The sequence below is a fragment of the Francisella adeliensis genome (assembly GCF_003290445.1).
Classification (GTDB): Bacteria; Pseudomonadota; Gammaproteobacteria; order Francisellales; family Francisellaceae; genus Francisella; species Francisella adeliensis.
On sequence record NZ_CP021781.1, the window covers coordinates 420,699 to 433,420 of the forward strand.

Here is a 12,722-nt window from a genome sequence, read left to right on the forward strand (position 1 = left end):
AACAAGAACATGAGGAAATATAAATGAGTGATAATTTGAGTAAAGTTAAAGAGTATTTTAAATATTGTGTTGATGGTAAGCAGACTAATTTAATACCCAAATATTTTCATGAAAATGTAGTGATACATCGCCCAGACTGTAGTGCACCTTTAATAGGTTTAGATATTTTTGAGAAATCATTAAGAGGATGTGTAACAGATCGTTATGAAACTATAAATACAACATTTCAAAAAGAAATTGTTTCTGGTAATGAAGTTGTTGTAGCATTAACTCATTTTGCAACAGGATCAAACACTTGGAAAGGCCATGAAGTTAGTGGGAAAGATGTTCAATGGACTAGTCTTACTTATTTTAAATTTGATAATGATGGATTTATTATAGAGGAAATAGTTGAAAGAAATGAGTTGGCAATGGCTGAACAATTAGGCATTTCAGTTATTTAGATACAGATATTTTCTATTTTCTTTAAAAGGAGCGATTATTTTTGGAAATTTTAAGAAATTTGATCCAAAAGATGAAAGCAGCTCTTAAAGTCATTAATAAACCGATTTTGATTTAAATATTAAGAAGTTACCTAAGAATATTAGTATGGCACAAATGATTAGTAGTATTATGCTAATGCTTTGATCAAATAGTATAAATGCAAAAAGTGGTCCCCATATTATATATGTAATGTTTAGTGACATTGCTAAAGTAACATCTGAAAATTTAAATGCTTGCATATACGCAAGGTCAGCAACATAGCCAATAATACCAACAGCTGCCATTAGTAGTAAGACATTAACGCTAACAGTAGGAATTATTATCAGGGTAAAGGGTAAGAAAATCACAATAGTCGATAACTTACGTAAAAATAAAAGGGTGTTTGGAGAGACGTCAGCATTTAAAACCATTTTATAAATTACACCTTCTAATCCCCAAAATATAGCTGCAAGTATTGCAAAGGTTAAGCCTAGAAGACCATTTGCATGATCAAAAAGACCATTGTAAGCTGTAAGTGTAATACCAACTACAACGATTAAAAACCCAGTGATTTTAAGTGAGCTGAGACTTTCTTTGAGGAAAATCCTAGCACCAATCATTCCAACTGCTGGGTAACAAGATGAGATAATTATTGCCGTTCCTGTTGAGATGTCTCTAGTTGAAAGCATATACATTGTCATGGCTAAGCCACCTAAGAGAGGAATACAGCAGATGCTTATAAACTGCCATAGCTTTAGATCTTTAGCTTTTTTTACTGATGATTTTGATACTACGCTAACAGTGGCAGCTACTCCTAAGTCATGAATTGATGTGAGCCACATTGATACTAAAAAAGTCATGGCTAGAAGTGTATGGATTTGTCCGGCTAGTGTATAGTCTAATCCCCAAAATACTCCTGACATTGTCCCAAATATGAAAGCTCGCTTTTTACATTGCATATATCTTTAACTGATTGTAGTAAATAATTTTAATTAGTAACGATAGAGCATATAATAGTAGTTTACAAGCTTATATAACAATAAATATATATAGGTAGATATAGTATTGATTTTTATATTTAGATTAATGATAATCAAAGGTTGGTTATAGTGATAATAATAATGTTTATTGAGGGTTAAAGATGAAGACTTATAAAAGTTTCATAAATGGTGAATTTATTGATAATAAATCAGGAAACACGTTTGATGTAGTAAATCCTGCTACTGGTGAAGTGATTTACAAGATGCAAGAAGCTGATGATTTTGTAATTGATTTGGCAATAAAGTCATCTCAAGAAGCATTTAAAAAATGGTCATCCTTACCCCAGATAGAAAGAACAAGGCTGCTACAAAAAGTAGTAAATCATTTGCGTAAAAAAAATGATGAGTTAGCAAAAGTTGAGGTTTTAGATACAGGTAAGCCTTTACAAGAAGCTATAGAAGTAGATATTCAAACAGGTGCAGATGCTATTGAGTACTTTGCTAACCTTGCTCATAGTACTACAGGTATTCAACAGCAAGTAGGAGATGATTTTTTCTATACTCGTCGTGAGCCACTAGGTATAGCTTTAGGTATAGGGGCATGGAATTATCCACTACAGATTGCTTGTTGGAAAGCGGCACCTGCATTAGCTAGTGGTAATGTGATGATATTTAAGCCATCAGAAGAGACTCCGCTAGGAGCAATAAAGCTTGCAGAAGTTTTCATCGAAGCGGGTGTGCCTGCAGGCGTGTTTAATGTGGTACAAGGTGCAGCTGAGGTTGGTAAGGCTTTAGTAAATGCTCCAGAGGTAGAAAAGGTTTCATTCACAGGTGAAGTTAGTACTGGTAAAAAAGTGATGTCAGCGGCAGCGGCAAGCTTAAAAGAAGTGACAATGGAGCTAGGTGGTAAATCACCGCTTATAGTATTTGAGGATGCAAATATCGATGAAGCTGTAACGGCTGCGATGCTTGGGAATTTCTACACACAAGGAGAGATTTGTACAAACTGTACGCGAGTGTTTGTCCATGAGACCGCTTATGAGCAGTTCATTGAAAAGCTAGTTAAGCGGACAAAAGAGAATATCATTGCTGGTGATACTCTTGATATAAATACAAATTTTGGAGCATTGATTAGTGAAAAGCATATGGAGCTAGTACTTCGCTATATCGAAATAGGTAAAAAAGAAGGTGCAAAACTTCTAACTGGTGGTCAAAGAATAAGTTCATTAAATGGTTACTTTATAGAGCCGACTATATTTGCTGATTGTACGGATGATATGACTATTGTTAAAGAAGAGATATTTGGTCCTGTGATGAGTATCTTAAAATTTAGTAGTGAAGATGAGGTTATTTCTCGTGCAAACGACACTAAGCTAGGCCTTGCTGCAGGGGTCTTTACAAATGATATTCGCAAAGCTCATAGAGTAATTCATCAGATAGAAGCAGGGATCTGCTGGATAAATGCGTATGGAGCTTCGCCAAGCGAGATGCCTGTGGGTGGTTATAAGTTATCTGGTGTGGGTCGTGAGAATGGTATAGAAGCATTAAACCATTATACTCAAACTAAATCTATATATGTGGGAATGGCAAAATTAGAAGGCCCATTTTAAATGTTAAAAAAATACGACTATATAATCGTAGGGGCAGGTTCAGCGGGTTGTGTGCTAGCAAATAGACTTAGTGAAAATCCTGATGCAAGTGTGCTACTTATAGAAAGTGGTGGTAGTGATAAAAGTATATTTATAAAAATGCCGACAGCTCTTTCATACCCAATGAATACCGAAAAATACGCTTGGCAATTTCATACAGTGAAAGAGAGGTATCTTGATAATCGTGTAATGCATTGTCCGCGTGGTAAGGTTTTGGGTGGCTCATCATCTATCAATGGTATGGTTTTTGTTCGAGGGCATAAAAAAGATTTTGATGAATGGCAAGAGCATGGTGCAAATGGTTGGAATTATGGTAATTGCCTACCGTATTTTAAAAAAATGGAAAGTTACTATGCTAGTGGTAATGAGTACCGTGGTGCAACAGGGCCGATAACTATCACTAATGGTAACAATATGACCAATCCACTGTACACAGCGTTTATAGATGCTGGTGTGCAAGCCGGCTACCCTAAAATTGATGATTATAACGCTAAAGAACAATACGGCTTTAGTCCGATGCAAATGACTGTTAAAAATGGTGTCAGATGCTCTACAAGTCATGCTTATTTAGATCCTATAAAAAATCGAGAAAATTTAACTATACTTACTAAAGCAACTACTCAAAAAGTTATTTTTGAGGGTAAAAAAGCTATTGGAGTAGAGATAAATCGAAAAGGTAATATCGAAGTAGTCAAAGCTCAAAAAGAAGTGATTTTAAGTGCAGGCTCAATCGGCTCACCTCATCTGTTGCAAGTATCTGGTATAGGCGATAAGAGAGAGTTAGTTGCTGCAGGAATTGAAGTTATTCACAGCTTACCTGGTGTAGGTAAAAATTTACAAGACCATTTAGAGTTTTATTTTCAGTTTAAATGCAAAAAGCCAATTACGCTAAATAGCAAGATAGACTTATGGTCAAAGTTTAAAATTGGTGTGAATTGGATATTGTTTAAAAAAGGTCTTGGCATAACTAATCACTTTGAAGCTTGTGCATTTATTCCATCAAGTTTGAGTGATGAGAGCTGGCCAGATATTCAGTATCACTTTTTACCGGCTGCAATGAGATATGATGGTAAAGCTGCTTTTAAAGGGCATGGTTTTCAAGTTCATGTAGGGCAAAATAAACCTAAAAGTACAGGGTATATAAGAGCATTATCAGCAGATATAAACAATGCTCCAGAAATTAGATTTAATTACTTACAGCATCCTGATGATGTGATCGGTTTTAGAGATTGTGTGAAGCTTACGCGCAAAATCATCAATCAACAGGCGTTTGATGAATATCGTGGTGATGAGATTCAGCCTGGCAGTAGTGTACAGTCTGAAGAAGAGATAGATGCTTTTGTACGAGCAAATGTCGAGAGTGCTTATCATCCATCTTGTACTTGTAAGATTGGTTTTGATGAGATGGCAGTAGTTGATGAAAATCTAAAGGTTCACGGTCTGGAAAATATTCGAGTGGTAGATTCTTCAGTATTTCCAACTATACCAAATGCCAATCTAAACGCTCCGACTATTATGGTTGCTGAGAGAGCTGCTGATATTATTATTCAGTAAGTAATTTAAAAGGTTTTATTAGTTGCCCGAATCCTTTGTTAAGCTTATTTAGTTATTCTAATTTCTCTTATAATAGTTTATATTTTAATTATGTTGTTCATTCAGTAAATCATTATAAATGTCCCAGAAACAAGTTAAGTTATCTAATATGATTGCCTATGGATCAGGCGATTTTTTTGGTGGAGGAGCATTTACCATACTTGGTTTATGGCTTATGTATTTTTATACTAATGTTGCTGGGTTATCTCCTGCAGAGGCTGGAATGATTGTAGCTATTGGTCGTGGACTTGATGTGTTTGCTGACCCTATTATGGGGTATGTTTCTGATAACTGGCATGGACCTATTGGTCGAAGAAGATTTTTCTTTGTAGTAGGAGCTCCCTTAGTATTGGTTTTTGCTTTACTTTGGTTGCCGGGTCTTAGCTTTTGGTATTATTTATTTGGATATATTGCATTTAATTTCATATTCACAATGATCCAAGTACCTTATGAAACACTTGCAGCTGAGATGAGTGATGACTATAAAGTCCGTTCAAAAATGACTGGTATTAGGATGCTGTTCTCACAAAGCTCAAATATTGTGGCTGGATTTTTACCTGCAGCGATTATGTACTTTTTTGCTAGTGAACAGATCTCTTTTGCTATTATGGGTATAATCTGTGCAATTTTGTTTATGCTTCCATGGTTCTTTGTATATAAATATACTTGGGAAAGAGATGTTGTGATTTCAAAGAAACTAGATACAACTCTTTTGGGTGAGTTTAAAAACATTTTTAAAAATATATTTTCAACTCTTAAAGTGCGAGCTTTTAGGCTTACTTTATTGATGTATATAGGAGCTTTTGTTGCTCTAGATGTATTTGGTGCTAGTTTCGCGTATTACTTTACCTTTATTCTTCACTATAATATTAGTTCTGCTTCAATTATCTATACTTGCTTTTCAGTTATACAAGTTATCTCTGTACCTATATTTGCATTTTTATGTATAAGATTGGGTAGTGTGATGAGCTATAGATTAGCTGTTTGTTGTTTAATTTTTAGTATGTTAAGTTTTATAATTATACCTACTTTTAGTCCAGTAGTTGCTTTTGTTGCATTTGTGTTGATAGTTTTTGTTTTAGGATTTGCACGAGCTGGATGCTATTTTACTCCTTGGAATATCTATAATTTTATTGCAGATATAGATGAGGCTCTTACTACCCAAAGGCGTGAAGGTACTTTTGCTAGTACAATGACAGTTTCGCGTAAATTAGTCCAAGCTTTAGCTTTTGCTTTAGTCGGTTTTACTTTATCTATATTTGGTTTTGAAGCTGGTCAAACTGTACAGTCATCTACAGCATTATTGGGTGTAAATTTATGCTTTGTAGGGGGAACTATATTCTTTTGTGTGATGGGAGCTATTGCAGCATCTAGGTTTAGACTAAATCAAACTAAACATACTATTTTGGTGTTAGAGTTAGAAAGATTGAGAGCTGGCGGTAATCTTACTGAAGCACCTTTAGATGCAGTTAAAGTTGTCGAAGAACTTACAGGCTGGGAGCATAAACAGACCTGGGGAAATAATTCAGTAGCTATAAATTAATCTTTAAATGGAGAGTGTCGATGCTAAATATTTGTACATTTAGGCTCAAGGAAGTTAGAGAAAACTCTGTAGAACTAGAGTTGGTTGAAAAAGCTATATTTGTTAAGGTTTTTGTTTTAGAGGAAAATATCTTTAGAGTATTATTTACTAAGTCAAATAAGCTAGAACTTGCGAAGACATGGTCAATTACAAGGGGTGATATACCATTTGAAGGTATTGATAGACTAGATACTTCTAGTTTTAGTTGTCCGGATTTCAAAGTTGATTTGGATGATGGGTTACTGACAATAGAAACTAATGAACTAAAAGCAGAAATAAAGCTACAAGGATTACATTTTACTTGGTATAAGAAGGATTTGAAAAACTGGATTAAAATATCTGAAGATCTTAATACACAAGCTTATAACTTAGGTTTTTGGTCTGATAGAGGAGCTTATCATGCTATAAAGAAAGTTCCTGACTGGAAGTTTTTTGGTTTAGGTGAGAAGGCTGGTGAGCTTAATCGCGATAAAAAACGCTACGAAATGAAGTCTATCGATCCAATGGGCTATGATGCAGAAAGTTCAGATCCGTTGTATAAACACATTCCTTTTTTTATAACTCACAATTCAAAACAAAAAACATCCTTTGGTCTTTTCTACGATAATTTAAGTGATAGTGCTTTTAATTTTGGCAAAGAGATAGATAATTATCATGGCCCATATATCAGTTATGAGGCAAAAGCTGGAGATTTAGATTATTATTTTATTGCTGGAGAAAAGATAGCAGAAGTAACAGAAACATTCAGCCGAATAACAGGTAAGACAATTCTTCCACCATATTGGAGTTTGTATTATTCTGGTTCAACAATGACTTATACTGATTTACCTGATGCTCAGCATCAAATGTCAAATTTCATAAATGATTGTCAGCAGTATAATATCCAATGTGGATCATTTCAGCTAAGTTCTGGTTACACTTCGATTGGAGATAAACGCTATGTTTTCAATTGGAATGATACAAAATTTCCTGATGTGTCAAAATTCACTAAACATTATAGTGATAATGGCATAAAGCTCTGTGCAAATATTAAACCATGCTTACTTCAAGATCACCCTAAATTGGGTGAGATTAAAAGCTTCAATGGCCTGATAAATAATGAGCAATACAAACAACCCGAGCTTGTACAGTTTTGGGATGAGCTTGGATATTATCTTGATTTTACGAATCCTGAAACTATTGATTGGTGGCAAGATAACGTTACAAAACAATTGTTAGAAAAAGGTATAGAGTCAACTTGGAACGATAATAATGAGTTTGAAGTCTATAACGGTGAAGCAAGTTGTAATGGTTTTGGTAATAAAATATCTATAAAGCATATTAAACCAGTTCAAGCTTTACTTATGTCAAAAGCAAGCTATGAAGCACAATTGAAATTTACTCCTAATAAGCGCCCTTATCTTATAACCAGATCAGGCTGTGCAGGTTTGCAAAGATATGCACAAACATGGACAGGTGATAATCGTACTGAGTGGAAAACTCTTAAATATAACCTTGAGATGGCAAAAGGTCTATCACTATCTGGGATTTATAATTTTGGTCATGATATAGGTGGTTTTAGTGGGCCCGCTCCTGACTTGGAGTTGTTTGTTCGATGGGTCCAACATGGTATTTTTTACCCTAGGTTTACTATACATTCTTGGAATGATGATGAATCTGTAAATACTCCATGGATGCATTTAAAGGGATTACCAATAATTCAAAAAGCCTTTAGTTTACGTAATGAAATAATACCTTATATTTATCAGTTATGTTATCAAGCTCATGCAAATGCTAAGCCAATTATTAAGCCAACTTTTTATGATTTTGAAGAAGATGAGAAAACTTTCGAGGCTAATCAAGATTTTATGGTTGGAGATTTGCTGGTTGCAAACATTCTAGAAAAAGATACAAAAGTCAGAGAAGTTTATTTACCGAAAGATTCTCATTGGTATGACTATTATACCGGAGAGGTTTTTGCAGGTGGACAAACCATAAAAGTAGATGTAAGTCTTGAAAGTATCCTCGTGTTTGTCAGAGAAGGAGCCGTTATCCCTATTAATAAATTAACTGCCGGCTTTAATAACTTTGAAAAAGATATAGCATACAAAATTTACCCAAGTTTAAGTGAGAATATAACAACACATAACATCTATATAGATGATGGTAAAACTAATGAATATCTTAATGGAGAAAGTGGTGTTTTGCTAATTGAAGTTACTAATAATGATGATATGCTAGAAGTAGAATGGCACTATAAGGGTTGTGATAAATTTAAGGTGTTAGATTTAGAAGCTATAAATATGAATAAGGATTTAAAATACAATGTTTGATGTAAATAATCTAAAGAATTGTAGTCTACCAAGCTATGATAAGTCGCAATTAAAAGCCGGTATTTTACACATAGGAATAGGAGCTTTTCATCGAGCTCATCAAGTATGTTATATTGATAAGCTTTTAAATTTGGGTGATAAAGAGGCACTTAAATGGGGTTATATAAGTGGGACTATCCGAACTAACCAAAAATTGATTAATGATTTAAAAGAGAATGATTGTCAATATATCCTTTCAGCTAATTCAGAGTCGGGTACGACTAATAGTGTTATTGGAGCTTTAAAAGATGCCTACTTTGCAGGTGAAGGCCATTCTGATGAACTTATAAAATATATAGCAACATCTGATATCAAAATTATTACATATACTATTACAGAAAAAGGGTACTTTGTTGATTTATCAACTCAGAAACTAAACTTACTAGATGATGAAATAATTTATGATATCGAGAATTTTAACTCACCTAAGACGGCAATAGGGATAACAGTAGCGGGCTTGCATGCGAGAAAGCAGCAAAATGCTGGGGCAATCACACTTTTGAGTTGTGATAACATGCCAAATAATGGAGCAATTTTAAAGCAAGCAATTTTAGATTTCGCATATAAAATAGATAAAGAGCTTGCTACATGGATAGAAAAAAACTGTACTTTTCCTAGTTCAATGGTAGATAGAATCGTTCCTGCAGTTACTGATGAGACTCTTGATAGCATCAAAAAACTTGTAGATATGAGAGATAAGTCTGCAATATCTACTGAAGAGTTTAGTCAGTGGGTGATAGAAGATGACTTTGCAAATGGTAGACCTAGTCTTGAAAAAGTGGGCGTCGAATTTGTGGGGGATATTGAGTCTTTTGAAAAGTTAAAGCTTACCATGCTAAACGGTAGCCATAGTTTGATCGCTTATTTAGGTGCTTATGCTGGGTTAAAGACAGTTGATGATGTAATAACAAACAAAGAATTCTATAACTTTATAAAAAAATATATGCTTGAAGTAGCAGCACCATTAGTTGAGGGTTTACCTAAAGAAGTCTCTACAACTGATTATGCGGATAAGCTTTTACACAGATTTGCAAATCCACATCTAAAACATAGGACTGAACAAATAGCGATGGATGGATCTAAAAAAGTTCCACAAAGGTGGTTAGGTTCGCTGGAGTATCTTTTAGATAATAGTCGTAATTATGATATCTTAGCTATAGGGTTGGCAGGTTGGATTTTATTCTGTGGTGGCAATGATGAAAATGGTAATTCACTACAAGTAAGCGATCCGTTACAAGAAAAATATCAAGGAATATATGCTCAAAATAGCTCAACTAAAGACATTGTAAAAGGCTTTTTAGCTATTGACAGTATCTTTACTGAAAAGCTTATTAAAGATAACAATCTTGTAGATAAAGTAGAATTTTTTATAATAGAAATAAAAAATAATGGTGTTATAAAAACTCTTTCAAAAGTAGGAGAATAGAATGATAGAGTCATGGAGATGGTTTGGACCAAATGATCCTGTATGTATAGAAGATATTATGCAAACTGGAGTTACAGATATTGTTACAGCTTTGCACCATATTCCAAATGGTGAAGTTTGGCCAATTGAAGATATAAAAAAACGACAACATGAGGTTGAGAACTCTTCTAAGTTAGGTAAGACAAATTTGACTTGGTCGGTTGTTGAAAGTGTACCAATTCATGAGGATATAAAAAAAGGTAAATCAAGCCGAGATAAGCTAATTGAAAACTATTGTCAAAGTATAAGAAATCTTGCTCAATGCGGTATTAAACTGGTTATTTATAATTTTATGCCAGTGCTTGATTGGACACGTACAGATCTTGGTAAGCAGACAGCGACAGGTGCAAAAACACTTTCTTTTGATGAGGTAGCATTTGCAGCATTTGATATTCATATCCTTAAGAGAGCTAGGGCAAAAAATGCTTATAAGACTAGTGTAGTATCTCAAGCAAAAGAGTATTTTGATAACATGAGTCAAAAGCAAATTGATGGTTTGACAGCTAACATAATCGCGGGCTTACCTGGAGCAGAAGAGAGTTTTTCATTAGAGCAATTTCAAGTAGCTTTAGATGAGTATGAAAATGTCACAAAAGAAGTTTTACGCGAGAATTTGGTTTATTTCTTAAAGAAAGTAATACCTGTAGCTGAAGAAGTTGGAGCTAAACTAGCTATTCACCCAGATGATCCTCCGTTTGAATTATTCGGTTTGCCAAGGATTATCAGTACTATAGAGGACTATGATTGGTTGTTTGAAAATATGCCATCTATGGCAAATGGAATTACATTTTGTGCAGGGTCTTTAGGTTCAAGATGGGATAATAACCTACCACTTATGGCAAAAAAAATTGGTAAAAGAATATATTTCACTCATTTAAGAAATGTTGCTTTAGATCCAGATAACCGTAGCTTCTATGAAGCAGAACACCTTTGTGGTAATACAGATATGTATGCACTTATCAAAGAAATTTTAAAGGTTGAGCAAACAGGACAAGATGTATATATGCGACCTGATCATGGTCAACAAATGCTTAGTGATTTAGATAAAAAAACTAATCCAGGTTATTCATGCATAGGTAGGATGAAAGGTCTAGCAGAAGTGCGTGGAGTAGCTTATGCTGTGAAAAGAGAGTTAAAAAATGCATAGTAAACTTTTAGCTATAGGAGAATGTATGCTTGAGCTTAGTGGTAATATGAAACTAGGTTCACAAACAAAGCTAAATTTTGGAGGAGATGTTTTAAATACAGCAGTTTATTATGCAAGGCTTGGTGGTAGCGTATCATTTTTAACGGCAATGGGGCAAGATGATTTTTCTAATCAAGTAATAAAAGCTTGGGATGATGAAAATATTGATACTAAAACAGTACTACAGCTACAAAATAGAGTTCCTGGATTATATGCTATTCAAACTGATGAGAAAGGTGAAAGAAGTTTTCATTACTGGCGTGAAGAAGCTCCGATTAAAGATTTGTTTAACTACTTAGATAAAAATATTTTAGTAGCTCTTACAAATCAATATAAATATATTTATTTCTCTGGGATATCTATATCACGATGGGATGTAAAGCAACTTGAAGTCTTTAGTAATTGGCTTAAGCAATTTAGGGAAAACTCACAAGATAAAGAAATTATCTTTGATTTAAATTATCGTCCTAGATGTTGGGGTAATACTCAACAAGCTAAAGAATACTTAGCTAAAATATTACCATTTGTAACTACAGTTATTACAACTTTTGATGATGAACAGTTACTTTTTGATGATATTGACTATACTCAAACTCTAGAGAGGTATATTAAGCAGAATGTAGATACTATTATAATAAAACATGGTAGTAATCCGACTATTGTTTTAAATGATAATGATGTCACAAAACTTACACCATTAAATATCTCAAATCCAACAGATACAACAGCTGCAGGCGATAGCTTTAATGCAGCATTTTTAGCATCTATTGAAAATGGTATGAGTATGCTAGAGTCAATTAAATTTGCTCAAGAATTTGCTGCAGAAATTATTCAGCATCGAGGAGCCATTATAGATAAACAATATACTATAAAATATACCCAGAAGTTACAGGAGCTATCAAAATGCATTTAGAAAAAATTTTAGAAGATAATCAATTAATCCCCGTAGTTTCAGCAGATACAATAGAGGAAGCGAATTTAGTTTTAGAAAAGTTGCGAGCTAAAAAGATAAAAATAGTCGAATTCACATTACGAACTCCAAATGCTTTTGATGTGATAGAGCAAATTAAAAAAGAAAATAGAGATTTTGTAATAGGAATTGGAACTATTGTGACTATAGAGCAGTTTCGTAAGGCAAGATTTTTAGAAGTTGATTTTTATGTATCTCCAGGGTCAAATGTCGAGCTTTTAGAGTTTGCAAGAGAGCATAATATTGACTACCTTCCTGGAGCAGTTACACCATTTGAAATTATGACAGCAATACAATACCACTTTAAGATAATTAAATTTTTCCCAGCCGAGGCAATGGGTGGTGTTAAGTTGCTTAAAAACTATAGCAGTGTATTTTCTGATATCAAATTTTGTGCTACAGGAGGTATTACTGCTTTTAACCAACAAGAATATTTAGATCAAAAGAATATTATAGCAATCGGAAGTTCATCACTAATCTAAAG

General features: G+C 33.9%; 10 protein-coding genes. 9 read left to right on the forward strand and 1 reads right to left on the reverse strand.

The features are described from left to right. The first annotated feature begins 23 nt into the window (after positions 1 to 23). Positions 24 to 443 (forward strand): ester cyclase, encoded by a 420-nt coding sequence (locus CDH04_RS02110; protein WP_112869454.1) that lies wholly within the window; start codon positions 24 to 26, stop codon positions 441 to 443. A 93-nt stretch (positions 444 to 536) separates the two neighbouring features. Here the strand turns inward: CDH04_RS02110 and CDH04_RS02115 are convergent, their stop codons facing one another. Next, on the reverse strand, positions 537 to 1,421 hold the full coding sequence (locus CDH04_RS02115; protein WP_112869455.1) for a DMT family transporter: 885 nt from the start codon (positions 1,419 to 1,421) through the stop codon (positions 537 to 539). Positions 1,422 to 1,603: 182 nt separating this feature from the next. Here CDH04_RS02115 and betB point away from each other — a divergent pair, with 182 nt between their 5' ends. From betB to eda, 8 genes are all read left to right on the forward strand, one after another. Beyond that, positions 1,604 to 3,052: a betaine-aldehyde dehydrogenase gene (gene betB, locus CDH04_RS02120; protein ID WP_112869456.1), complete on the forward strand. Its 1,449-nt coding sequence runs from the start codon at positions 1,604 to 1,606 to the stop codon at positions 3,050 to 3,052. Further along, complete coding sequence (betA, locus tag CDH04_RS02125; protein WP_112869457.1) at positions 3,053 to 4,645, forward strand: choline dehydrogenase; 1,593 nt, start codon at positions 3,053 to 3,055, stop codon at positions 4,643 to 4,645. It abuts the gene before it with no gap. 118 nt (positions 4,646 to 4,763) lie between these two features. Next, complete coding sequence (locus CDH04_RS02130; RefSeq protein ID WP_112869458.1) at positions 4,764 to 6,227, forward strand: MFS transporter; 1,464 nt, start codon at positions 4,764 to 4,766, stop codon at positions 6,225 to 6,227. 20 nt (positions 6,228 to 6,247) lie between these two features. Beyond that, on the forward strand, positions 6,248 to 8,578 hold the full coding sequence (locus CDH04_RS02135; RefSeq protein ID WP_112869459.1) for a glycoside hydrolase family 31 protein: 2,331 nt from the start codon (positions 6,248 to 6,250) through the stop codon (positions 8,576 to 8,578). Next, positions 8,571 to 10,043 carry a mannitol dehydrogenase family protein gene (locus CDH04_RS02140; protein ID WP_112869460.1) on the forward strand — a complete coding sequence of 491 codons (1,473 nt, stop codon included), beginning with the start codon at positions 8,571 to 8,573 and terminating at the stop codon, positions 10,041 to 10,043. The genes CDH04_RS02135 and CDH04_RS02140 overlap by 8 nt, the downstream gene beginning before the upstream one ends. A 1-nt stretch (position 10,044) precedes the next feature. Then, complete coding sequence (uxuA, locus tag CDH04_RS02145) at positions 10,045 to 11,229, forward strand: mannonate dehydratase (protein ID WP_112869461.1); 1,185 nt, start codon at positions 10,045 to 10,047, stop codon at positions 11,227 to 11,229. Beyond that, the gene (locus CDH04_RS02150) at positions 11,222 to 12,181 is read left to right on the forward strand and encodes a sugar kinase (RefSeq protein WP_112869462.1); all 960 of its coding nucleotides are present in this window, start codon (positions 11,222 to 11,224) and stop codon (positions 12,179 to 12,181) included. Before uxuA ends, CDH04_RS02150 begins: the two co-directional genes overlap by 8 nt. After that, complete coding sequence (gene eda / locus CDH04_RS02155; protein ID WP_112869463.1) at positions 12,172 to 12,720, forward strand: bifunctional 4-hydroxy-2-oxoglutarate aldolase/2-dehydro-3-deoxy-phosphogluconate aldolase; 549 nt, start codon at positions 12,172 to 12,174, stop codon at positions 12,718 to 12,720. Before CDH04_RS02150 ends, eda begins: the two co-directional genes overlap by 10 nt. The last annotated feature ends 2 nt before the right edge of the window (positions 12,721 to 12,722 follow it).